The following is a 23,894-nucleotide window of genomic DNA, read 5'->3' as shown; positions in this document are numbered from 1 at the left end:
TACTCATTACCATTGTTTCCTCGCAAACCACGCAGCCTTCACGGCCGACCGGCAAGGCCGACTCCGACTGTTCAAGGCTAAAGTCTCTACACACAACACAAGTAGAATACTACGCCATAGCGGTAGCAGGGGCCGAGCCCGGGACGCCTCTGGGTCAGGCGGTTTGTTCTCGCTGGCCCTAACGGGGGCCGGCCCGTGCGATCTCGCCGGCCGTCGGGCCCTATTCGCAGCCCGGGGGCGCCTGGAATCCGCCCATCAGTCGTTCCACCTCGCCGGCGAAGGCGATTGTCGTTCGGTCGCCGAGATAGGGCCCGACAATCTGCACGCCGACCGGAAGCCCTTCGTCGTCCCGCCCGACCGGCGCGACGCTGCCCGGCAGGTTCGCCACGCCCGCGAGCCCGGCCCAGACGACGAGGTCCATGTAGGGGCGGGCCTGGCCATTGATCGTCACGGTGCGGGATTCCGGTGCACCATCGTGGTCGTGCGGTATCGCCACGACCGAGGTGGCCGGACAGAGCAGCACGTCGAAGGATTCGAAGAAGCGGGCCCAGCGGCTGCGAAGCTGCTGGCGCTGGGCATCGAGCGCCAGATAATCGGCAAAGGAAAGCGTTGCGCCCCTGGCAAATCGGGCCCGGTAACTCGGGTCGTCCGGCGCGGCCGCCGCGGCGCGGTCGCGCATGCTGGCCCGCAACGGTTCCGGCAACCCGGCGCCGACGATCGCCGACAGCATCTTGTAGAAAAGATCGTGGCCGGCCTTCAGCGACGCCACCGGGCGGGCCGCCATGTCGACCGCAACCCCCGCCCTCCGCAGCGCATCGGCAAGCGCCTCCAGACGGGCCCGCACGCCGTCATCCGTCGGAAAATCCGCATCGTCGATCCACATCGCGACGCGATAATCCTTCAACCGCTTGTGGCGCGCGGCCGGGAGCGCGAGCGTCCATGCGGGCGCCTCGCGGGGCGCTGCCCCGGCAAGGACATCGAGACCCAGGTCGAGATCGGCGGCGCTGCGCGCGAGCGGCCCTGCAACGCCGAAATCGACGTCGAGCAGGGTCCCGGGAGGCCCGGGAATATGGCCCCGCATGGGCACGATGCCGTAACTCGGCTTGTGCCCGAAGATGCCGCAGAAATGGGCCGGGGTTCGGATCGAACCGCCGATGTCGCTGCCGAGTTCGAAGGCGGTGAGACCGGCGGCGACGGCCGCCGCCGCGCCACCGGACGATCCGCCCGGCGTGCGCGCCCGGTTCCACGGATTGTTTGTGGTTCCGAAAACCTCGTTGAAGGATTGCAGGTCGCCGGCAAAGAGCGGCAGGTTGGTCTTGCCGAAGACATTGGCGCCGGCCGCGACCAGCCGCTCGACGGCATCGGCGTGACGTCCCGGGCGATGCCCGGCCAGCATCGGCGCGCCGGACGTCGTCGGCATCCCGGCGACCTCGAAACTGTCCTTGATCGTCATCGGCAGGCCTTGCAGGCGGCCCGTGTTCTCACCCCGGGCAAGCGCCGCATCCGCCGCCTGCGCGCGCGCCCGCGCCGCGTCCGCGTCGAGCGCGACGACCGCGTTGATACCCGGATCGAGCCGCGCGATCCGTTCCAGATAATGTTCCAGCAACTCGGTCGCCGAAATCTTTCGCGCCCCGAGCATGGCCACGAGCTCGGTTGCCGGTAGCAACGCCAGATCCGTCATCGTCCCCCCTCCCCCGACGCCGCGGGAACCAACCCGGGCCGCCACCTGTCCGCGGCCGATACGGGCGGTCAGTCGATCGCCCGAAAAGCGGTCGGCTTGTTAACGCCCTATAAACATGTTAACATTTTTACTGACAACTTTCCGAAGAGACACACCGCGTACCGAGTTAGGTCAGAATATGTCACGGCCCACGTCTCTGCTCGCCGCCGATATCGAGACAGCGTCGCCCGACCAGCTCGCCATCCGGAAATACTGGAGCGAGCGAAAGGACGGCGACCGGTTGCCCGGACGGCAGCATATCAGGCCCGAAGACATTCCCGACCTGCTGCCACGGATTTCGCTCGTCGACGTCGTCCCCGGACCTGCCGGGCGGCGATTCCGCAGCCGCCTGATCGGCACCGAACTGGTCCACCGGTTCGGGCGGAACATCACCGGAAAGTTCGGCGATGAACTCTACACGCCGGAATATCTCGAGCAGCTCAACGCGACCTACAACGGCATCATCGAGGCACGCGAAGCGCGCCTCTTCCGCTGCAGCACGATGACCGCGAACAATTACCTGTTGCGCTACAGCCGCATCATCATGCCGCTGGCACGCGACGGCATGACCGTCGACATGCTGCTGGTCCTCTTCGAGTTCGAGGGCGACAGAATGCATTGGGACGCGCATTGCGACGAGGGACGCTCGCACTGGCAGGCGCCGCGGCGCTGACCGGTCGTGTCCCGCCGCGCCGGCGATTGCAATCCGCCGCGCTCTGACGCATTAGACGGGGATGTCCGAATTCCCTTCAGGTCGACCCGAAGCGACGCCCGGAACCTGGCTCCTGCTCGGCGACAAGCTTGGCGACAACGCCCAGGTAAGCGTGATCGCCGACGCGCTCGGCTGGCCCTGCGAGCGCAAGGATCTCGTCTTCAAGCCGGAGTACCAGCTTGGCAAGCCGGCTTTCGAGGCTTCGCTCTACCATATCGACCCGGAACGCTCCGCGCCGCTCGAGCCGCCCTGGCCCGAACTGATCCTGACCGTCGGCCGGCGCCCGTCGATGGCGGCGCTCTGGGTACGCAGGCAATCGGGCAACCGGACGAAGATCGTCATGCTGGGCCGCCCGAAGAAGTACATGTCGGACATCGCGCTGGTCATCGCGACGCCGCAGTACCGGCTGCCGTCGGCCGACAATGTCGTTCATCTGGAATTGCCGCTGATGCGGGTCGACGAGGCGGCGATCGCCGCCGCCGCCGCCGAATGGGCCGAGCGTTTCGCGGCCCTGCCCCGGCCGATCACGGCCGTGCTGGTTGGCGGCGCGACCAAGCCGTTCCGCTTCGACGAGGCGGCCGCGAATGACCTGCTCGACGCCGCCTTCGCCGCCCATGGCGAGGGCGGGACGCTCTATCTCACGACCAGCCGGCGCACCCGGCCGGAAGCAGTTGATGCCCTTCGCCGGCTGCTTCCGGCAAACGCACGGCTCTTCAGCTGGGGAGCCGGCGCGGCCGAGAATCCCTATCGCGCGCTGCTCGCCCTGGCCGACCGGTTCATCGTGACCGGCGACAGCGTCTCGATGATGGTCGAAGTCGTCCGGTTGGGCCGGCCGCTGGCCATCTACCCGCTGCCGATCGCCGGCGGTATCGCGACCCGGGCGCGCCTCGCGTTCGGCCGCCTGCTCCATCCGGCACCCGACGCCGGCGCCCTCGGGCGTCTGGTTGCGCCGCTTGGGCAGGCGCTCTACCGGATCGGACTGGTCGGCTTCTCCCGGGACTTCGACCGCTTCCACCGCAAACTCGCCGAGAGCGGTGTCGCGACGATCCTGCCCGCACCGTTCGCCGTGCCGAGCGACCGGTTCCCGGACGAGGCGGCGATGGTCGCGGAGCGGATTCGCGGGCTCTTTCACGAACCCTGACCGCGCGCCCGGGGAAGCCCGCACGGCGCCCGATATCGCATGCGTCCGGCTTGCGGAGCAGGCTTGCTTCGATTAACTGGTACGAATCGGACTGCTGTGCACGGGCAGGAGGAAGCCAGGAATGCGGCCCACCGTTTTTATCCATACCAATCGCAAGCAGATCGTCGGCGCCATCGTCAGCGAATACTCGCTCAAGCGAAATGCCGCGAATCCGGACAGTTTCGACGTCCGCGTCATCAATCACCAGGACCAGGCCTTTCTGCAGGCGAAAGAGGGCGAGGCCTACCTGCGTGACGGCGTGCACCGGGTCTGGCGGAACGACGACCTGCAGTCGTTCACCCCGCTCCGCTTCATGCCGCCCGAACTGATGGGCTACGAGGGCCGGGCGCTGGTCATCGACCCGGATATCTTCTCGGTCCGCGATGTCGGCGAACTGCTCGCACGCGACATGCAGGGCAAGGCCCTGATGTGCCGGCCGCGGTCCGGTTCGAAGGAGAAACGCGGACATTTCGCGTCGAGCGTCATGCTCCTCGATTGCGCGAAGCTGACGCACTGGAATTGCCAGCGCGATTTCGAGGCCCTGTTCACCGACGAGCGCGATTACATGACCTGGATCTCGCTGCAGTACGAGGACCGGGAGAGCATCGGTCTGTTCGAGAATCACTGGAACGATTTCGATAGGCTGACGCCGGAAACCCGCCTCCTGCACAATACCAAGCGCAAGACCCAGCCCTGGAAGACCGGCCTGCCGGTCGATTTCATGCCGCCGGAGAAGCCGTCGGGCGTGCTCTCGCTCGGCCTGTTCAACCGGGTCCGCCGGCGGTTGCTCGGCGACTACGCCCTGCTCGGCCATTATAAGGCGCATCCGGACCCCAACCAGGAACGGTTCTTCTTCGGGCTGCTCCGGGAATGCATCGACCAGGGGATCGTCACCGAAGCGATGCTGCGCGAGGAAATGCGCCAGAATCACGTCCGCCACGACGCCTTCGAGGTACTCGACCGGACGCCGCGGCTCGCCGCCTGAATCGAGCGCGGGGCACCAAACTAGCAGCGCGGCGCCGGCTGCTCGAACAGCGCCTTGATGCGCGCGACCGCGAGCGGAACGCTGTCGATAGGCGGCGGCGGCCGGTCGTCGGGGAAAGGGTCGCCGAGCCAGACCGCGTGCCCGTTCTCGACCAGCAGCTTGTGGACCAGGCGGATGTCGCGCGACAGCCTTTGCGGTCCGTGGTTCATCATGAGCCGGTAGAAGAAGGCCTGGATATGGGCCCATTCGGGGCGATCCGGGCCTTCGCTGGCGCGCGCCGCAGCCGCCGTTTCCGGGCGCATCGCCTTCTTGCCGACGCCGATATCGAAGATATGGACCGGTTTGCCGGTGGCGCAGGCTTCGGTCAGCATGGACATGCTGTCACCCGTGACGATGATCTCGTCGGCCAGGCCGAGCATTCCGAAATACGGATTCTCAGGCGCGTCGGCACGCCAGCGAAAGAGATGGTTCGGCACCTCGAGAGCGCGCTGGAAGGTATCGTGCGTCGCCGCCGGGGTCCGGGCACTGGTCGTCGCCAGTACCGAGCCGCCGAGCGCCCGCGCCCTTTCGCCGGCCATCCGGCCGAGCCTGGCGGCCGCTTCCTGGTCGTAACCATAGGGCCCGCTCGAGCCGCCGATCACCACCGCGACATAGGGCCGGGCCAGTTCGGCAAAGCGCGGCGCCCATTCCGCCGCCGCCTCGGCCAGCCGTTCGTCGGTGATCCGGTGCAGCGGCGTCTTGTTGTGCAGCACGTTCGGTTTGTCCGGCAGCCGGTATTGCGGCGTCGTCACGATCAGGTCGAAGCGCTCGATCCTCGCCCAGGGCCGGCCGATATGGACCATCCGGACATGCTTTTCCGGTTTCGCGCGATTCTGGATCCAGCGGCAGATCGGCTCGTTCCGGCGCCCGGCGGAGAGGATCAGGTCCGGCCAGGGCGGCTCGAGCCGGCTCGATTTCTCGGGAACGATGCCCTTCAGGGTCGGGCCGAAGGTGAAATTGGGGATGATCTCGTATTTCTGGTAGACGAAGCGCTTGATCTCGAACGGCCACTCGAGCGCCTCGGCCATCGCCAGCACCTGCGAATTGTCGCCGGCCTTGTGGCCCATCATCAGCCAGACGATCGGGGTCTCGCGGGGGTCGGTCGGCGATGTCATCCTGTCCGGGTCCTGGAACTGCGGAAAACCATGGCCTCGAGGCCATGGGCGGGAGAGAAAGTGGCGAAACCCATTGACAATGGCAAGCCCGGAACCGGAGCGGCTAGCGCCTTCGCGGCCAGCGCCGCTTGGCACAGAGCCAGTGTCCCGGCGCGGCGGCGATCCATTCCTCGAACAGCAGGTTGACCCGGCGCGTCATGTCGAGGGCGATCGCGGCGTCGCTTCCGAGCGAGCGATCGGGTTCGATCGGCGACGACAGCACGACGCGATAGCGCCAGTCCGGCTGACGCTCGATCCGGAGCGGGACCAGGGGCGCGTCGAAGCGGAGCGCGAGGCGGGCCGGCACGGTGGTTGTCATCGCCTCCCGGCCGAAGAACGGCACCGGCTCGCCATCGTCGATGCGGAGATCGGTCAGCATGCCGACGATCTCGCCCTTCGAAAGCGCCCGCGCGATCGCCCGGGCTCCGCCCCGGGTGCCGATCCAGTTGCCGCCCGCCGCGTTGCGCCAGCGTTGCGCGAGCCGGTCGAGATAGGGATTGGCCTGCGGCGTGTAGGCGATATTGACGGGCGCGCCGGTCATGGCCGCGGCCAGCGCCGCCACTTCCCAGTTGCCCAGATGCGGCAGGACAAAGACAGCCGGCTTTCCCGCCTCGGCCAGTGCCTGCGCCAGTTCGCCATTGACGATCTCGATCTGCCCCGGGCCGAGCTCGGTCAGATGCGGCATTTCCGCAAGCACCGCGCCGAGATTGGCCCAGACCGCGCGGGTCGTCGCGGCGATGTCTCGGGGCGAGCGGCCGGGCAGCGCGATCGAAAGATTCCGCCGGACATGCCCGGATTTCCGGGTCAACGGTCCGAACAGACCGAACAGGGCCGCGCCGAAGCGGCAGGCGGCCTTGCGGGGCAGGGCCCGGGCAATCAGCCAGAACAGGGACAGAGCCGCCGAATCCACGCGCCAGAGCAGCGCCTGGAGGCGCGGCCGCGTCGCCGCGAGACGCTGCAACCGCGCGCCGACTAGGTGACGCGCCATCCGTTCCGCCCGTCCCGGTTGAAGATCCGCGCGCCGGACGCGGCGATCGGTCGCATGCCGATCCGCATCCTTCGTTGCGTCACCGGCCGTCCCTTGCTATCTGAGGGCGCTAACAGCGCGCCCGCGCGCGCAACGGGCCCTACGACCATGCATGTACTTCTGAAAAAACTGACCCGGGAGCTCACGCTCCTGCTCCTCTTCTTTTTGCCGAAGGCGCGCAAGATACGCATCGAGCGTTGGCTGCGCGGCCGCGAGGAGGCGCGCAAGCTGAGGCTCGCGGACGGCGTCGTCGTGTCGTTCGGCAAGAGCGGGCGCACCTGGCTGCGGGTCATGATCTCCCGCTTCTATCAGGTCAAGCACGGACTTGCCGAGCGCCATCTGATCGGCTTCGACAATCTGCACCGGAAGAACGCCGCGATCCCGAAGCTGTTCTTCACGCACGACAATTACCTGAAGGATTATACCGGCAACGCCGCCAGCAAGGCCGACTATTACGACAGCAAGGTCGTGCTGCTCGTCCGCAACCCGGCGGATGTCGCGGTTTCCCAGTATTTCCAGTGGAAGTTCCGCATGCGCCCGGCGAAGAAGGCGCTCAACGACTATCCGGCCCACAACGCCGAGATCGAGCCCTTCGACTTCGTCATGGACGAGAATGCCGGCCTGCCGAAGATCATCGACTGGATGAATCTCTGGGCCCGCGAGGCGCCGCGCATCAATGGCCTCTACATCATGCGCTACGAGGACATGCGCACTGACGCCGAGCGCGAGCTGGCCAGGCTCGTCGAATTCCTCGGCACGCCGGGCAGCGCCGAGGAAGTGAAGGAGGCGGTCGCCTTCTCCTCGGTCGACAACATGCGCAAGATGGAAGAGAAGCGGACTTTCTGGCTGAGCGGCAGCCGGATGGTTGCAAAGGACAAAAGCAACCCCAATTCCTACAAGGTGCGTCGCGCCAAGGTCGGCGGCTTCCGCGACTATTTCAGCGACGAACAGATCGCCGCGATCGAGGCGATGGTGCACGACCGGCTGGACCCGGCCTTCGGCTACCAGGATGCGAAGCTGAAACAAGCTGTTACCTGATCTGAACGCGACGATTCCACCAGTTTGTTGTAGGATGACGCCCTGCGAACGGATGTGGAAGAGTGAGGAGTCGGCCGCATGAGGCCATGCGTTTTCATTCATACCAATCATCGGCAGATGCTCGGCGCCCTTGTCGCCCAGTATTCGCTGAAACGGAACTCGGCCAGCGCCGACAGCTTCGACGTGCGCATCATCGACACCGCCGACCATCCCTTCATGGCGGCACGTGAAGGCCAGGAATATCTCCGTGACGGCGTGACCCGGCCCTGGCGGAACGACGACCTGCAGTCCTTCACGCCGCTTCGCTTCATGCCGCCGGAACTGATGGGCTACGAGGGCCGGGCCGTGGTCATGGACCCGGACATCTTCGCCGTCGGCGACATCCGCGAGCTGCTCGACCGCGACATGGAAGGCAAGGCCATCCTGTGCCGGGCACGAAGCGGGCCGAAAGGCTGGCGCGGCTTCTACGCCTCCTCGGTGATGCTGCTCGACTGCGCCAGGCTCACACACTGGAAGACCGAGCAGCAGTTCAACGAGATGTTCACCGGCCAGCGGGACTACATGCCGTGGATCTCGCTCAAGCTCGAGCCGGCCGGATCGATCGGCCTGATCGAACCGGAATGGAACGATTTCGACCGCCTGACGCCGGCGACGAAGCTGTTGCACAATACCCGCCGGCTGACCCAGCCGTGGAAGACAGGCCTGCCCATCGACTGGACCCCGTCCGACACCTATCCGCATTTCCCGCCGCTCGGATGGGTCATGCGCTGGCGCCGCCGGATGTTTGGCGAACACGCCTTCCTCGGCAAATACCGTCGTCATCCGGACGGCAACCAGGAGCGCTTTTTCTTCGGCCTGCTGCGCGAATGCATCGAGCGCGGGATCGTGACCGAGCAGATGATCCGCGACGAGATGGAACGCAACCATGTCCGCCACGACGCCTTCGAGCTGCTCGACAGGGCGCCGAAGCTCGCGGCCTGAGCGAATGACGGGAGCAACGGCGTGAAACCGAGTATCGGACCCTGGTCCGGCAAGAAGTATTTCCTCGACAAGATGTCGTTCCGCGATCTCGTCGGCGCCTATTTCACGCATTACGCGGTGATGACCTATATCGCGCTCGGCGCGGTGCTGACCGTGCTCGCCGTACGCTGGACCGAGAATGTGCCGGCCAGCCTCGTCGCCGCGGCGATCGTGCTGCCGATCTATCCGCTGGTCTGGTACCTCCTGCACCGCTACGTGCTGCACGGGCGCTGGCTCTACCGCTCGCCGCTGACCGCGAGCCTCTGGAAGCGGATCCATTTCGACCATCACCAGGATCCGAACGACCTCAGCGTGCTGTTCGGCGCGCTCTACACGACCCTGCCGACGATCGCGATGGTGACAATCCCGATCGGTTGGCTGATCGGCGGCCCGGGCGCCGCCGCCGCGGCCTTCGCCTCGGGTGTCTTCACGACCTGCTTCTACGAGTTCTGCCATTGCGTGCAGCATCTGCGCTTCGTGCCGAAATGGCAGTGGCTGATGCGCATCAAGAAGCTCCATCTCGCGCACCATTTCCACAGCGAGAAGGGCAATTACGGGATCACCAACTATTTCTGGGACCGTGTTCTCGGCACCCTCTACAACGAGCCGAAGCGCTTCCCGAGAAGCGCGACCGTGTTCAATCTCGGCTATGATGAGGAGGAGGCCCGGCGCTTCCCCTGGGTCGCCGCGCTGACCCCGGCGCGGGCCGAAGGAGCGGAAGAGCGGAGGGCCGGCGCACGATGAACGCGCGGGCGGTCGATCCCGCCGCGGCGGGCGGTCCGGCGCTGTCGGCTGCCCTCGCCACGGGACCGATCACCGTCGAGCGGGTCGAGGGCAAGGCGGCGATGAAGGAATTCCTGACCTTCGTCGGGCGGATCTTCGCGAACGATCCGAACTGGGTCGCCCCGCTGCTGTTCGAGCGTTTCGACCATCTGAACCCGATACGCAATCCGTTCTTCGCCAATGCCGAGGTCGCATACTGGATCGCGCGGCGGGACGGCAGGCCGGTTGGCCGGATCAGCGCCCAGGTCAACCGGGCCCACCTGGAACGCCATCGCGATGCGACCGGCCAGTTCGGCTTCCTTGACGCGATCGACGATGCGGCGGTCTTCGGGGCCCTGATCGAAACCGCCGAGACCTGGCTCCGGGCCCGCGACATCAAGCGCGTCACCGGGCCGTTCACGCTCTCGATCAACGACGAGAGCGGCCTACTGGTCGATGGCTTCGACAGCCCGCCCTACATGATGATGGGCCATGCCTTTCCCTACTACGCGGAACGGCTGGAGGAATGCGGCTATCACAAGGCGGTCGACCTGCTCGCCTATCTGTACGATTTCCAGGCCGAGATTCCGCCCCGGGTCCAGAAGCTTCTCGACAATCCCGCGAAACGCTCGTCGCTGTCCTTCCGGCCGATGAACATGAAGCGCTTCGACGAGGAAATCGCCACGATCGTCGAGATCTTCAACGATGCCTGGCAGGACAACTGGGGCTTCGTGCCGTTCAACGACGCGGAACTCGCCTATCTCGGGAAGTCGCTGAGACCCATCGTGTCGGCCGATTTCGTCGCCATAGGCGAGGTGAACGGCAAGCCGGCCTCGATGGCGGTGACCCTGCCCAATCTCAACGAGGCGATCCGCGATCTCGGCGGCCGCCTGTTGCCGTTCGGCTGGGCCAGGCTGCTCTGGCGCCTCAAGGTCCGGGGGACCGACACCGTCCGGCTGCCGCTGATGGGCGTGAAGCGGGAGTACCACAATACCGCGACCGGCGGCGCCCTCGCCTATGGCGTGATCGAGCGAATTCGCAAGCACCACACGGCGATAGGCACCCGGCACGCGGAGCTGTCCTGGATCCTCGAAAGCAACGGGCCGATGCGGGCCATGATCGAGCTGCTGGGCACCCACGTCCACAAGCGTTACCGGGTCTACGAAAAGGCCCTGGCGTGACCGCACCGGCGGCTGCGGGGGAGACGACCGGGAACAAGATCGACATTCTGGTCCTTGCCGGCAGCCGGGCCGCGAACGATCCGGTCGCGGCGGCGGCGGGCGTCGCCTACAAGTGCCTCGCCCCGGTCGCCGGCCGCACCATGCTGCTCCGCGTCGTCGACGCCCTGCTCGCCTGGCCCGGCACCGGACGCATCGGACTGGTACTCGACGATCCAAGCACCATCGACAGTCTCGACGAACTGGCCCCGCTGATCGCCGCCGGCAGACTGGTAACGATTCCCGCCCGGGCGACGCCCGCGGAAAGCGTCCGCGCCGCCGCGAGCGAATATCTCTCGCCGCCACTCCTGATCACCACCGGAGATCATCCCCTGCTGAAACCGGAATGGCTCACCCGGGTCGTGGCCGAGGCCGAGCAGGGCAATTACGACGTTGCCGCCGCCCTGGCCCGCGAGACGACGATCCGGAGCCGTTTCCCGGAGTCGCGGCGCACCTACCTCAAGTTCTCCGACGGGCCGGCAAGCGGCTGCAACCTGTTCGTGGTCCGCACCGAGCGGGGCCTCGAGGCGATTGCCTTCTGGCGCCGCGTCGAGCAGGAGCGGAAGAAGCCCTGGCGGATGGCGCGCAAGGTCGGCCTAGGCCTGCTGTTCCGCTATCTGCTCGGGCGGCTGTCGAGCGGCGCCGCGATGGCCTATCTTTCGGCGAGGCTCGAACTTCGCGCCGGCCTGGTTTTCCTCGATGACGCGGAGGCCGCGGTCGACGTCGACAAGCCGGACGACCTCGCCCTGGTCGAGCGGATCATCGCGGCGCGGGATCTGGCTCGCGCCGGCGTGGCCTGACCGGTGCCGGATAGCGACGACGGCGGAAGGCAAGACATGTTTGTCCTGGCACATCTCACCGACCCGCATATCGGTCCGTTGCCCCCGGCCGGCCCGGTGGCACTCGCCGGCAAGCGTTTGCTCGGCTTCCTGTCATGGCATCGTCGGCGCAAGCATCTGCATCGCCCCGAAATCCTCGCCCGCCTGCTCGACGACCTCGGGCGACAGCCGCACGATCATGTCGCGCTCACCGGCGATCTTACCAATATCGCGCTGCCGGCGGAGTTCCGGGCTGCCAGCGCATGGCTCGAAACGCTTGGGAGCGCATCCGAAGTCTCCGTCATTCCCGGCAATCACGACGCCTATGTCGCGCTCCCCGAAGCCGTTTCGCTGGCCGGGTGGCGCGCCTACATGCGGGGCGACGACAGCGATCCCGGCGTTGCACCGGAAGGCCCGCGGGACGGCTTCCCCTGGCTGCGCCGGCGCGGTCCGCTCGACTTGATCGGCCTGTCGAGCGCGCTGCCGACAGCGCCGACCCGGGCAACCGGTACGCTCGGCCGGGCCCAGCTCGAACGGCTTGACGGGCTGCTTTCGCGCCTCGCCGATAACGGCCGTTGCCGCTGCATCCTGATCCACCATCCCCCCGCGGAGGGGGTGACATCGTCCCGCAAGCGGCTGACCGACGCGCCGGCCTTTCGTGCCCTGCTTGCCCGCCACGGCGCCGATCTCGTGCTGCACGGCCATGTCCATCACTTCGTGCAGGCGGCGATCGACGGGCCGGCCGGACCAATCCCGGTGATCGGCGCCGCCTCCGCCTCGGGCATCGACCGGGACGGCTATGCCGCGAGTTATCACCTCTACCGGTTCGTCGAGCAGGGCGACCGCTGGCGGATCGAGATGACGGTTCGCCGTCTCGACGGCAGGACAGGCAACTTCACGACTGCGCGCGAGTCTGTGCTATGAGCTTGCAGAGCCTGTTTGCCGCTGGCATATCTTGCCGCTTCCGCGTTCCGGTCCGATCCGACCGGCGCGTGCCTGAAAACGCCGGCGACACGCGGCCGTCGCCTGCCGAAGCCGGAATGCGCCCGACCCGATGACCGTTCTCGATCGCTATTTGCTGCACGTCGTGCTGCGCCCGCTTGCAGCGACGATCGGGATTGCATTGCTGGCGCTGCTCACCGAACGGACCCTGCGCATTCTCGAGACCGTGCTCGGCGCCAACGGTCCGATCAACATCGTCTTCGAGCTGCTCGCCTTCCTGCTGCCCCACTATCTGGGGATCGCGCTTCCGCTCGGCCTCTTCCTCGGCGTCCTGCTCGGCTTCCGGCGCCTGCAGCGCGACAGCGAGCTCGATGTGCTGCATTCCGCCGGGATCAGCCTGCCTCGTCTCGCCCTGCCGATCGCCGGGGTCACGCTTGCGGCCGGCCTGGTCGCTGCGATCATGCTGAGCTACATGCAACCCTACGGCCGCTTCGCCTATCGGGTCATGGTCTTCGACATCACCAACGCGGCGATCCACGCACTGCTGAACGAGGGCGAGTTCCTGACCGTCGACGGCACGACCTTCCTGATCGAGAAGGTTTCCGCCAACAAGCAGAAGTTCGAGCGGATCTTTCTCTATCGGACCGAGGACGACGGGACCAGCACGGTCATCACCGCCGAACAGGCGGAGATCGCGCTCACCGTCGGGACCGGCGCGCCGGTCCTCCGCATGTTCAACGGCGTCAGCGCCAATGGCTATCCGAGTCTCGAGCCGGACACCGCGACGCAGCGGGCAGATCCCGACGGTCTGCCCGAGAGCGCAGTCGCCTTCCGCGAGCTCCGCACACCGATCGCCGGCCGCGACGGCGAGACCCTGACGCCACGCGGCAAGGATGAACGGGAATTCACCCTCCCCGAGCTCTGGGACAAGCATGAATCGCCGCCGAACGGTATCGATGTCGACGACATGACGGCCGAAATGCACAACCGCCTGGTCCGTATCCTGTCGATCCTGCCCCTGCCGTTCCTCGCCATCCCGCTGGCCCGTTCGCCGCGCCGCAGCAAGTACGCCCCGGGTCTGCCGGTCGGCGTCCTCATCCTCGTGCTCTACAACGAGGCCCTCGATTTCGGGAAGAACCTGGTCGAGTCCGGCGATGCCGGCGTGCTGCTCGGCCTCTGGCTGCCCTTCCTGCTCTTCACCGTCGGCAGCCTGCTGCTGTTCCGCTATGCCGCGACGAAGGTAACCCGCGGCAACGGGATCCTCGCCTGGGCATCGATATTCGCGTCCTCCCACAGCAAGCGGACAGCGACCGACGGCCCGGTCAGCCCATGACGACCTTCGCCCGCTATCTCAGCATCGTCATGCTGGTCCGCTTTGCCTTCCTGATGGCGGGCGGGGTCATGCTCGCGCTCAGTTTCGACCTGATGGAGCGCGCCGACAACGTTCTCGCGCGCGAAGGCGGCGGGATCCCGGCGCTTGCCGGCTACGCCCTTCTCCGCCTGCCGGACATCGCCGCCGACCTGATGCCGATCGCGAGCCTGCTGGCCACGGCACTGGCCTTCGGCGAACTGATGCGGCACCGGGAACTGGTCGCGCTCTGGAATACCGGCCTGTCCAATTTCGGCGTCGTCCGGAGCCTCTGGCCCGCGGCCGCGCTGCTCGTCCTGTTCAGCGTGACGCTCGACAATGTCGCGGTGCCCTATGCCGCCGACGGGCTGCGCGACCGTGGTCTCGGACCCTATCGCGACATCTCCAGCAACAACCCCAACGATGTCGTCTGGGTGCATCACGGTGACCTGATCTTCCGCTTCCCGGCGACCGCGAGCGCCGAGGGCATCGCCAATCCCTTCAGCATCTTCCGGCGGGCCGCGGACGGAATCCTGGTCGAGCGGATCGACGTGCAGCGGGCCCATCCGACCCGGACCGGATGGCAGTTCGAGGACGTGACCCGCTACCCCGTCGAATCCTCGCGCGCGATACGACATGACAGGGAGGAATGGAACGCCGAGCTTCCGCTCGAGAATATCGGCCTGCTCGCCCGCGAACCGCGCGAACTGTCGCTGCCGCTGCTCTACAAGCTGAAGAACGACGACACCCAGGGCACCCTGGCCCGACAGCGGCTGGCGTCGTGGTTCCACCATCGCCTCGCCGGGATCGTCAAGCCGATCCTGATCATCCTGCTGGTCGTCGCGCTGGCTCATGACGGCCGTCTCGCCGCGTCGTTCACGCGCCTTCTGATTGCGACGATCGCCTTCGGTTTCGGTTACATGATGCTGGAACGCTGGGCGCTCGCGACCGGCGCCGTCGGCTTCCTGCCGCCATGGCTCAGCGCGTGGGGACCGCCGATCGCGCTGTTCAGTCTCGCCGCGACGCTGCTTTTCCGGCGCGAGCCGGCGGCTACCGGGGTCGGCGCCGAACGCCAGCGCCGCCATCCCCTCTGAGCACGCGATGACCATGACCGACAGAAGCCGGCGCGGCCATTTCGCGCTCATCAGCAACCCGCTCAGCCAGCGCAACCGGCGTGGCATGGAGGCGATCGAGGCGGTGCTCGACGACCTGCCGGGCATCGACCACTACAAGCTCGGCGACGTCGCTGAAATGCCCGATATCCTGCGCCACCTGGCCGCCGACGGGACCCGCGTGGTCGCCCTGAACGGCGGCGACGGGACGGTCCAGGCCGGGCTCACCCACATTCTCGAGGACCGCCCCTTCGAGTCGCCGCCGGCCATCGCCATCCTGCCGCGCGGCATGACGAACATGACGGCCGCCGATGTCGGCCTGACCGGTCGACCCGGATCGGCGCTCCGCAAGCTCCATCGCGGGCTTGCCGGCGACGGGCCGGAACCGGCGATCCGCAACCGTCACGTCCTGCGTCTGGAGAACGCGGCCGGCTTTCCGCCCCAGCGGGGCATGTTCTTCGGCGCCGCGGCAATCGTGCAGGCGATCGAGCTCTGCCGGGACCGGGTCCATTCACTGGGCCTGGAAGCAGCGCTCGCGAACGGCGTCACCCTTCTTGGACTGCTCGCGAACTGGCTATTCCGGGGCGCCGAGGGCTCGGTGCTGCGTGGCGAGAATGTATCGATCCGGATCGACGGGGAGGTCAGGCCCGAAGCCGAGCGCCTGCTCGTGCTGGCGACGACACTCGACCGGCTTGTGCTGGGCTCCCGCCCGTTCTGGAACGATGACCGCGAGCCGCTCCGCTTCACGGCCATCGACTATCCGCCCGACCACCTGTTCCGCCGCGCGGGCAAGCTGCTCTACGGCGGGCCCGAGCGCGCCCTGCCGGCCGGCTACCGGAGCTGTGGCGCAGGCCGCGTCGAACTCGACATGACCTGCCGCTTCACCCTCGACGGACAGCTTTACGATCCCGAGCCCGGCAAGCCGGTCATCCTGTCGGCGGCCGATCGGCTCGACTTCCTGAGGATCTGACCGTGGGCGGCGGCACCCTGCATCAATTGCTGGCCGCCGGGGCCAATGCGCCGCCACTGCCAGGGGTCGACGGTCTCGCCGATGCCGCCGTGGCCCGCCACGGCAGCGCGATCGTCGCCGTGCTGCTCTACGGAAGCTGCCTGCGCGACCGCATCGTCGAAGGCCGGATGCTCGACTTCTACCTGATCTGCGACGGTTACCGGTCCGTGCACCGCAATCCGCTGATGCGCCTGGCCAACTGGCTGGTACCGCCGAACGTCTACTATATCGAAGGCGATTTCGACGGCATCAGGGTGCGCGCGAAATATGCCCTTGTCAGCCTCGACCAGTTCGAGCGGCGCAACGGACCGGGGGCGCTACTGCCCTATTTCTGGGGCCGCTTCGCGCAGCCGACGGCGATCCTCCGGGCGCGCGACGAGGCGACCCGGGAACGCCTGCTGGCCAGCCTGGCGCGAGCCGCCCGCACGCTGCTGGACGAAACCCGCCCGCTGGTCCCTGCCGGCGATCCGGACGCGCTCTGGACCCGGGCGCTGGGCGAGAGCTATGCGACGGAACTGCGCGCGGAAAGCCCGGATCGGGCGCGCGAACTGTTCGAGGCCGACGCCGGGCGCTACCGGGCGGTCGCCGCCGCGCTCGACGCCGAGAACGAGGGGACGGGTGGTGCCTTGCGCTCGCCCCGGGCGGCGGCCCGGCGCTGGCGCCTGCGCCGCCTCCTCGGCAAGCTCATGAGCGTGGTCCGGCTGCTCAAGGCATCGACCACCTTCGAGGGCGGCGCCGATTATCTCGCCTGGAAGATCGAACGCCATTCCGGCGTGCCGATCGAACTGACCCCCTGGCAGCGCCGGCACCCGGTGCTCGCCTCGGTGACGCTGTTCGCGAGGCTCCGGCGACGCCGGGCCTTCCGCTGAGGCCCGACGGCCGGTTTCAGCCGGCGTCCGCGACGGTCAGGATCTCGCTCGCGACCTCGCCGAACCGCCTGAGGATCTCGTCGATCTGGGCATTGCTGTGCGCCGCCGAAACACTGCAGCGCAACAGGCAGACGCCGTTCGGCGTGCCCGGCGGGACCGCCAGGTTGACATAGATTCCGTGATCGAGAAGCCGACGCCAGGCGGTCAGCGCCGCGACCTCGTCGGACATCCTGAGCGCGATGATCGGACTCGCCGGCGAACAGGTCTCGAAGCCGAGCGCCTCGAGGCCCTGATGGATGCGGCGGGCATTCTCCCACAGCCGGGTGCGCAGTTCCGGCCGGTCGCGCATGCATTCCAGCGCCGCGCGGACCGAGGCCGCGGTCGCCGGCGACGGCGAGGCGGTGAACATGTAGGGCCTGCTGACGAAGCGGAGCGTATCGAAATCCGGATGGTCGGACGCCGCATAGCCGCCAATTGCGCCGAGGCTCTTGCTGAATGTCCCGACGACGAAATCGACGTCCGCCTCGACCCCTTCCGCCTCCGCGACGCCTCGGCCATGATCGCCGGAAACGCCGAAGGAATGGGCCTCGTCGACCATCAGAAAGGCGCCGTGGCGCTTCTTCACGTCGACGAACTCGGCGATCGGGGCCATGTCGCCGAACATCGAGTAAATGCCCTCGACGACGACCAGCTTGACCTGTTCCTTGTTCTCGATGCGGGCAAGCCGCTTGTCGAGATCGGCCGGATTGTTGTGGCGGAAGCGGATCACCGTCGCGCCAGTCAGCTTGCAGCCGTCATAGATGCTGGCGTGGGAATCGGCATCGATCAGGATGATGTCGTCCGGCCCGGCGAGCCCGACCAGTGTTCCCAGGTTCGCCTGGTAGCCGGTCGAGAAGACCAGCGCCGTCCGCTTGCCCAGGTAGCCGGCGATCTCGGTCTCGAGATCGCGGTGCGACTTGTAGGTGCCGTTGGCGATCCGCGAGCCGGTGGTGCCGGTCCCCTGCTCCCGCACCGCGGCCGCCGACTGCTCGATGCAATGCGGATCGAAGGTCAGCCCGAGATAGTTGTTGGTGCCGAACAGGATCGTCCGCTTGCCGTCGATGATCGCCTCGGTCGGCGAGATCAGGCGCTCCATGCAGACATTGAACGGGTCGCCGGCGGCTTCGAGCATCCGGTCATGGCGCGCGATCAGGCCGCGATACTTCTCGAAAATGTCCATGTTCGTCCTAACCGCCGAGCTGCTGTTCGACCACCGCCACCAGGTCGCCGACCTTGCGGATGTCGGCGGCCATGTTGACGGGAATATCGATGTCGAAGTGATCCTCGATCTCCATGATCAGATCCATGGCCGAGACCGAGTCGATGTCGAGATCGGCACTGAGGTCGGTGTCGGCGGTCACCGCGATGCCGGTCTTGTTGTAGCGCTCGAGCAATTCGGCGACCTTGCCCGTCAGCGCATCGCGATGGTTTTCCGGGGAGCTTGTCATGGCGTCCTGCACGTCTGAATGTTGCCGGGCCTGAACGGCATGGCCGGCGGTATCGGCCGCGCGCTTCGCGTTCCGTCGACCACGGTCATGTCATACCCATCCCGCTGTTCTATACCAGGCGAGGGTCTGAGCGAAGCCCTCTTCAAACCGCAGGCGCGGCGCCCAGTCGTCGAGGATCGCCGACTGGGGCGGTTCGGAGACCCAGTCGGGAAATCGCATCTCGCGGAGCTTGTCGAGGGAGAGCATCGGCGCCTGCCCGACCAGGCGGGCAATCGTCTGGTTGCCGGCGGCGATCGCCAGAAGCAGGGCATGCGGCAGCCGGACGGGGCGAACCGGGCGACCGAGGCGGGCTGCCGCGATCGCCGCCAGGGCCGGCCAGTCGTAGCCGCCGTCGCGGCCATCGTCCGGCTCGACAGTCACGCCGCCAAGGCGCGGTTGCTCGAGGAGATGGGCGACCGCGCCGGCAAGGTCGTCGACATGCAGCAGCGAGAAGCGCGCCGTCGCCGGCGACGGCATCAGCAGCCAGCCTCGGGCAAGCAACTGGAACAGCGGAAGCGTCGCCCGGTCGCGCGGTCCGTAGATGGCCGGCGGCCTGACGACCGCGGCGTCGATATCGACGGCCGCGGCGCGCACCGCTTCCTCGGCCGCCCGTTTGCTTGCCGCATAGTGGGAAATCTCGGCATGGCGGGCCGCGAGCGATGAGATGTAGAGAAATCGGGCCGGATTGCCCTGCTCACGAACCGCCGAGAGCAGCCGCGCGGTGCCGCCGGCATTCACGGCGGCGAAGTCGTCCGCCCGGCGCGCCCGGACCAGCCCGGCGCAATGCACGACCGCATCCGCATCGGTGACGAACTCCCGGAGTCGCTCGACGCTGCCGAGATCGCCCGCCCAGGTCGCGGCGCCAAGCCCGGCAAGCGCCTCCGACGGACGCCGTGTCATGGCACGAACCCGCCAGCCGTCGCCGATCAGCCGTTGGGCGATCGCATGGCCGACGAAGCCGGTCGCACCGGTCAGTGCCACGGTTCCGCGCACCGGCCCTCCTGCTGGATTTCGTAAGTCGGGAATTCGCCGCGATCAGTCGCTGCCGACGCTGACTTCCGCCCCGGTTTCGACCGGCGTCAGGCGACGCGGCGGCGTGCTCGGGCCGGCATCGAAGGCGCCGGCCAGATAGTCGGCCTTGACCGCCGCGCGGCTGAGCTTGCCGGAAGAGGTAAAGGTCAGCGTCGAGCGCGGCACCAGAATGACCTCGCATTCGATGCCGGCGGCGCTCTGAACCAGGCCCGCGACCTCGCGGCGCAGGCAATCCCGCGCCGCAGTGTCCATCAGGCCGCATTCGACGACGACGATCACCGATTCCTGCTCGCCATCATCGACAGAGAAGGCCGCGACATCGCCGGCCCGCACGACGTCGAGGGATTCGACCGCCCACTCCAGGTCCTGCGGCCAGATATTGCGGCCGTTGTGAACGATCAGGTCCTTGCGGCGGCCGGTCACGACAAGTTCGCCGTCGATCAGGTAGCCGAGATCGCCGGTATCGAGCCAGCCATCAGCCTGCAGCGTCGCGCCGGAGGCCTCGGTATTGCGCAGGTAGCCCGCCATCAGGCTCGGCCCGGCAATGCAGATGCGGCCGATCACCCGGTCGCCGACGCGGCGGTCCTGGTCGTCGCGCACCTCAAGCTGGTGACCCGGCAGCACGCGGCCGCAGATCGCGAAGGACCGGACATCCTCCGGCCGCGAATGGCCGTTCATTTTCGGCGGCAGGGCAACGCCGTGGCGGGCCTGATGCTGGCGGTCGACCCTGTCGACGCGGACGCCTTCGCCGAGCGGCGCGAAACTAACCGCGAGCGTCGATTCCGCAAGCCCGTAGGACGGCAGGAACGCGCGGCCGTCGAAGCCGAACCCGCCGAAATGGGTCGCGAACTGGCGCAACACCTCGGGCCGGATCATTTCCGCGCCGATCCCGGCAACCCGCCAGGATGACAGGTCAAAGCCATTCATGCCCCGGTTGTTCGCGCGGCGCAGGCAAAGCTCGTAGCCGAAGGTCGGGCTGAACGAGATCGTCCCGCGATTGTCCGAAAGGATCTGCAGCCACAGGAAGGGCCGGCGCGCGAACACGGTGGTCGGGATGAAATCGACCGTGGTCTGGCACAGCATCGGCGACAGGCAGCAGCCGACCAGGCCCATGTCGTGATAGAGCGGCAGCCACGAGACGCAGCGGTCGTCGGCCGTCAGTTCGACGCCGTCGCGAACGATGCCGGTGGCATTGGCGATCAGTGCCCGCTGCGTCACGACGACGCCCTTCGGGTCGCGCGTCGAGCCTGAAGAGAACTGGATGTAGCATTCCTCGTCGGCACCGAGGGGCTGCAGTGGTGCGCCCGCCTCCGGCAGCGCCATGATCTCGTCCGGCGTGCCGACGATGCAATGCTCGACACCGAATGCCGCTTCGCGCAACGAGGCGATCAGGTCTTCCGAGCCGATCGCGAGCCGGGCCTCGGAGACCCGGAGCATGCCGCGCAGCCGGCCGACATAGGAGTCACGCCCGCCGAAATTGATGCTGATCGGCATTGGCACCGGCACCAGGCCGGCATACTGGCAGGCGTAGAAGAAGACCAGGAAATAGGGGTCGGTCTCGGCCACGATGGCGATCCGGCTGCCGCGCGGCAACCCGAGGCCGGCAAGGTGCGCGGCGACGGCCAGCGCCCGGCGGCGGATCTCCGCATAGGGCACCACATGGGCAAGCACGCCGCGATTGCCGTAGAAATTGCAGCCGGTCTCGCCTTGCGCAGCATAGTCGAGCCCCTCGGCAACCGAGGCACATCCCACGGTCCGATAGGCAAGGCTGCTGTTCTTCGTCGGCGTCGGCTTCATTTTCACCGCTTCAGGATACGTGTTGTTCACAATCACTACCGGTTGCCCTCGGGCAATACTGCGAAGTCCGTCGGCACGTATGCTTCCGTGCCCGAGCGATCAACCGCGACCACCTGCATGAAGTTCCCCTCGCCCCCGGCCCCGCTGCCAACCGGAACGCCGGACTCCCGTCCGCCGCAAATCGTTCCGCTTCGCCCCGCAACGTAAGAACAAGTATTCCGCAAACCACTCAGCCGTTGCGACAATACGTTCTTTTGCCGACTTCGCCAAGTACATTAACAAACTGATCTAACTAACTGACAATTCGGAATTCAATCGGTACCGATACTGCACCGCGCACCACTCGAACCCGAACTGGTCCCGCACCTCCGACGGAAACACTTTCCGCCGGCAGCAACCCGGCCCATCCGCATCTTCCAGGCCGGTCGCCGACAAGCGCGGCAAAATGACCTTCCGGCGGTTGCGGATGAAATTCACCCGAACTGAGACGGCTGGATAATAGGGAATCGGTTCGTCAATTGACAGGCTTCGGAAATCAATTCGCGTTACGAAAGGTTACGCCTCGTAACCAAGCCGAAACAGGGACTTAGCCCTCGCCCGGGAGGTCCGGGAAATAACAGGCGACACGATGGTCGCGACCGCCCCCGGCCGGATCCCCGACGGCCGGCGCGAGCGCGGGATTCTGCTCGCGGCAGATCGGCTGGGTCTTCGGGCAGCGTCCGGCGAAGGGACAGCCCGGCGGCGGATCGATCGGCGTCGGCGGATCGCCCTGCAAGGCCGCCTTGTGGCGCTGCTTGCGATGCCGGATCGACGGCAGCGAGGCCAGCAACGAGCGCGTGTAGGGATGCTGCGGGCGTTCGAAGATCGTCTCGGTTTCGCCCTCCTCGACGATATGGCCCAGGTACATCACGGCCATGCGCTGGCTCATGTAACGCACCACGCCGAGATCGTGGCTGATGAAGAGATAGGTCAGGCCAAGCTCGCGGCGGAGTTCCTTCAGCAGGTTAAGCGTCTGCGCCTGGACCGAGACGTCGAGCGCCGAGGTCGGCTCGTCGAGCACGATGAGCTGCGGGTGCAGCACGAGCGCCCGGGCAAGGGCGATCCGCTGGCGCTGGCCGCCGGAGAATTCATGCGCGTAGCGATAGAGATGCTCGGCATTGAGGCCGACGCGCTCCAGCATGGCGAGGCTCCGCCCGTCGACCTCGTCGGCGCTGGCGAGGCCGTTGATCAGCAGGCCCTCCCCGACCAGTTCGCGAACCGGCTTGCGTGGATGCAGCGAGGCATAGGGATCCTGGAAGATGAGCTGGATCTTGCGGGCGAAGCGGTCGCGGCGGCCGTCCGCCGGCAATCGCACGCCGTCGAAGGTGATCTCGCCGCCGGCCTGCGGTGCAAGGCCGACCAGCGCCCGGCCGAGCGTCGTCTTGCCGCAACCGGACTCTCCGACCAGGCCGTAGATCTCGCCCCGCCTGAGCGACAGGCTGACGCCGTTCAGCGCCTTGATCGTCCCGCGCCGGCGCTGCAGCAGGCCGCCGCGCAGCGGGTAGTCGACATGCAGGTCCCGCACCTCGAGCAGCAGGTCGTCGGCCGGCCGGGTCATGCGACGCCGCCGTCGGCATGCAGGAAGCAGGCGGCGACGTGGCCGGCGCCGACATCGTAGGCCGCCGGCGTCTCGCGCCGGCAGCGCGGCCCGGCCTCCGGACAGCGGGGCGCGAAGCGGCAGCCGACCGGCGGCGCCAGCAGGCTCGGCACATTGCCGGGGATGGATTGCAATGGTCGATCCGGGTCGACCTGGTCCGGCAGGGTGTTGAGCAGCCCCCGGGTATAGGGATGCGACGGTTCGTCCAGCACCGCGTCCACGGTGCCGCTTTCAACGACCGTGCCGGCGTACATCACGATCACCCGGTCGCAGGTCTCCGCGACGACCGCGAGATCGTGGGAAATCATCAGCACCGACGAACCGATCTCGGCGATCAGGTCGGTCATCAGGTCGAGGATCTGCGCCTGGATGGTCACGTCCAGCGCCGAGGTCGGCTCGTCCGCGATCAGCAGGCGCGGCCGGGTCACCAGCATCATCGCGATCATCACCCGCTGCGCCATGCCGCCGGACAGCTCGTGCGGGTAACGCTGCGCCATGCGCGCCGGGTCCGGAATGCTGACCGAGCCCAGCATGTCGCGCGCCTTGGCCTCGGCCTGGCGATGGCTGAGCGAACGGTCATGGATCAACAGCGTCTCGGCGACCTGGCGACCGATCCGCATGACCGGATTGAGCGAGACCTTGGGCTCCTGCATGATCATCGAGATTTTCTGGCCGCGGATCGTCCGCATCGCGCGGCGGTCGAGCGTCAGCAGTTCGGTGCCCTCGAAGCGTATGCTGCCGGCGGTGATCCGCCCCGGCGGATCGACGAGGCGAAGGATCGCCCGCGCGGTGATCGACTTGCCGCAACCGGTCTCGCCGACCAGGCCGATGGATTCACCCCGGGCGATCTCGAACGACACGCCGTCCAGCGCATGGACCACGCCGCGCAGGGTATGGAATCGGATCTGCAGATCCTCGACGGCGAGCAGCGGCGGGCTGGCGGTGGCCACG

22 protein-coding genes are annotated in these 23,894 nt (G+C 67.2%); 13 read left to right on the top strand and 9 right to left on the bottom strand.

Annotated features, from left to right (window positions below):
• Nucleotides 1-220: 220 nt before the first annotated feature.
• Nucleotides 221-1,681 (bottom strand): amidase, encoded by a 1,461-nt coding sequence (locus tag OCH7691_RS20175; protein ID WP_085885395.1) that lies wholly within the window; start codon nt 1,679-1,681, stop codon nt 221-223.
• Between the two features lie 178 nt (nt 1,682-1,859).
• On the opposite strand from OCH7691_RS20175, the gene OCH7691_RS20170 reads away from it, so the two are divergent.
• The 3 genes from OCH7691_RS20170 (at nt 1,860) to OCH7691_RS20160 (ending at nt 4,597) form a co-directional block, all read left to right on the top strand.
• Nucleotides 1,860-2,393, top strand: a complete 534-nt coding sequence (locus OCH7691_RS20170; protein ID WP_176245181.1) for a PAS domain-containing protein — start codon at nt 1,860-1,862, stop codon at nt 2,391-2,393.
• A gap of 61 nt (nt 2,394-2,454) precedes the next feature.
• The gene (locus tag OCH7691_RS20165; RefSeq protein WP_085885393.1) at nt 2,455-3,573 is read left to right on the top strand and encodes an ELM1/GtrOC1 family putative glycosyltransferase; all 1,119 of its coding nucleotides are present in this window, start codon (nt 2,455-2,457) and stop codon (nt 3,571-3,573) included.
• Between the two features lie 121 nt (nt 3,574-3,694).
• A complete protein-coding gene (locus tag OCH7691_RS20160; protein WP_085885392.1) occupies nt 3,695-4,597 on the top strand; it encodes a hypothetical protein in 903 nt (300 codons plus the stop codon).
• 20 nt (nt 4,598-4,617) lie between these two features.
• Here OCH7691_RS20160 and OCH7691_RS20155 read toward each other — a convergent pair whose 3' ends face one another.
• The gene (locus OCH7691_RS20155; RefSeq protein WP_085885391.1) at nt 4,618-5,751 is read right to left on the bottom strand and encodes a mitochondrial fission ELM1 family protein; all 1,134 of its coding nucleotides are present in this window, start codon (nt 5,749-5,751) and stop codon (nt 4,618-4,620) included.
• 103 nt (nt 5,752-5,854) lie between these two features.
• Complete coding sequence (locus OCH7691_RS20150; protein WP_085885390.1) at nt 5,855-6,778, bottom strand: lysophospholipid acyltransferase family protein; 924 nt, start codon at nt 6,776-6,778, stop codon at nt 5,855-5,857.
• A 147-nt stretch (nt 6,779-6,925) separates the two neighbouring features.
• On the opposite strand from OCH7691_RS20150, the gene OCH7691_RS20145 reads away from it, so the two are divergent.
• The 10 genes from OCH7691_RS20145 to OCH7691_RS20100 all read left to right on the top strand — a co-directional run bounded on the left by OCH7691_RS20145 (nt 6,926) and on the right by OCH7691_RS20100 (nt 16,952).
• Nucleotides 6,926-7,855 carry a sulfotransferase domain-containing protein gene (locus OCH7691_RS20145; protein WP_176245180.1) on the top strand — a complete coding sequence of 310 codons (930 nt, stop codon included), beginning with the start codon at nt 6,926-6,928 and terminating at the stop codon, nt 7,853-7,855.
• Between the two features lie 78 nt (nt 7,856-7,933).
• Nucleotides 7,934-8,836 carry a glycosyltransferase family protein gene (locus OCH7691_RS20140; protein ID WP_085885389.1) on the top strand — a complete coding sequence of 301 codons (903 nt, stop codon included), beginning with the start codon at nt 7,934-7,936 and terminating at the stop codon, nt 8,834-8,836.
• A 21-nt stretch (nt 8,837-8,857) separates the two neighbouring features.
• Entirely contained in the window at nt 8,858-9,619 is a 762-nt protein-coding gene (locus tag OCH7691_RS20135; RefSeq protein ID WP_217808169.1) for a sterol desaturase family protein, read from the top strand.
• The gene (locus OCH7691_RS20130) at nt 9,616-10,818 is read left to right on the top strand and encodes a hypothetical protein (protein WP_217808168.1); all 1,203 of its coding nucleotides are present in this window, start codon (nt 9,616-9,618) and stop codon (nt 10,816-10,818) included. Before OCH7691_RS20135 ends, OCH7691_RS20130 begins: the two co-directional genes overlap by 4 nt.
• The gene (locus tag OCH7691_RS20125; RefSeq protein ID WP_217808167.1) at nt 10,815-11,654 is read left to right on the top strand and encodes a nucleotidyltransferase family protein; all 840 of its coding nucleotides are present in this window, start codon (nt 10,815-10,817) and stop codon (nt 11,652-11,654) included. Before OCH7691_RS20130 ends, OCH7691_RS20125 begins: the two co-directional genes overlap by 4 nt.
• 36 nt (nt 11,655-11,690) lie before the next feature.
• A complete protein-coding gene (locus tag OCH7691_RS20120) occupies nt 11,691-12,596 on the top strand; it encodes a metallophosphoesterase family protein (protein WP_085885388.1) in 906 nt (301 codons plus the stop codon).
• A gap of 130 nt (nt 12,597-12,726) precedes the next feature.
• Nucleotides 12,727-13,947, top strand: coding sequence for an LptF/LptG family permease (locus tag OCH7691_RS20115; protein WP_085885387.1), 1,221 nt, complete (start codon nt 12,727-12,729; stop codon nt 13,945-13,947).
• Nucleotides 13,944-15,056, top strand: a complete 1,113-nt coding sequence (locus OCH7691_RS20110) for an LptF/LptG family permease (RefSeq protein WP_085885386.1) — start codon at nt 13,944-13,946, stop codon at nt 15,054-15,056. Before OCH7691_RS20115 ends, OCH7691_RS20110 begins: the two co-directional genes overlap by 4 nt.
• A gap of 13 nt (nt 15,057-15,069) precedes the next feature.
• Nucleotides 15,070-16,044, top strand: coding sequence for a diacylglycerol kinase family protein (locus OCH7691_RS20105; protein ID WP_176245179.1), 975 nt, complete (start codon nt 15,070-15,072; stop codon nt 16,042-16,044).
• Between the two features lie 2 nt (nt 16,045-16,046).
• The gene (locus OCH7691_RS20100; protein WP_085885384.1) at nt 16,047-16,952 is read left to right on the top strand and encodes a hypothetical protein; all 906 of its coding nucleotides are present in this window, start codon (nt 16,047-16,049) and stop codon (nt 16,950-16,952) included.
• Nucleotides 16,953-16,968: 16 nt separating this feature from the next.
• On the opposite strand, the gene spt is transcribed toward OCH7691_RS20100, so the two are convergent.
• The 6 genes from spt to OCH7691_RS20070 all read right to left on the bottom strand — a co-directional run bounded on the left by spt (nt 16,969) and on the right by OCH7691_RS20070 (nt 23,893).
• Nucleotides 16,969-18,171, bottom strand: coding sequence for a serine palmitoyltransferase (spt, locus tag OCH7691_RS20095; RefSeq protein ID WP_139839817.1), 1,203 nt, complete (start codon nt 18,169-18,171; stop codon nt 16,969-16,971).
• 7 nt (nt 18,172-18,178) lie between these two features.
• The gene (locus tag OCH7691_RS20090) at nt 18,179-18,439 is read right to left on the bottom strand and encodes an acyl carrier protein (protein ID WP_139839816.1); all 261 of its coding nucleotides are present in this window, start codon (nt 18,437-18,439) and stop codon (nt 18,179-18,181) included.
• A gap of 90 nt (nt 18,440-18,529) precedes the next feature.
• On the bottom strand, nt 18,530-19,471 hold the full coding sequence (locus OCH7691_RS20085) for an NAD-dependent epimerase/dehydratase family protein (RefSeq protein WP_176245178.1): 942 nt from the start codon (nt 19,469-19,471) through the stop codon (nt 18,530-18,532).
• 42 nt (nt 19,472-19,513) lie between these two features.
• Entirely contained in the window at nt 19,514-21,307 is a 1,794-nt protein-coding gene (locus OCH7691_RS20080; RefSeq protein WP_085885381.1) for a fatty acyl-AMP ligase, read from the bottom strand.
• A gap of 586 nt (nt 21,308-21,893) precedes the next feature.
• Nucleotides 21,894-22,904 (bottom strand): ABC transporter ATP-binding protein, encoded by a 1,011-nt coding sequence (locus tag OCH7691_RS20075; RefSeq protein ID WP_085885380.1) that lies wholly within the window; start codon nt 22,902-22,904, stop codon nt 21,894-21,896.
• On the bottom strand, nt 22,901-23,893 hold the full coding sequence (locus OCH7691_RS20070) for an ABC transporter ATP-binding protein (RefSeq protein WP_085885379.1): 993 nt from the start codon (nt 23,891-23,893) through the stop codon (nt 22,901-22,903). The genes OCH7691_RS20075 and OCH7691_RS20070 overlap by 4 nt, the downstream gene beginning before the upstream one ends.
• Nucleotide 23,894 lies beyond the last annotated feature (1 nt).

It is taken from the genome of Oceanibacterium hippocampi, assembly GCF_900172325.1.
GTDB classification, from domain to species: Bacteria; Pseudomonadota; Alphaproteobacteria; order Sneathiellales; family Sneathiellaceae; genus Oceanibacterium; species Oceanibacterium hippocampi.
This window is presented reverse-complemented; position numbering and strand designations above follow the sequence as displayed.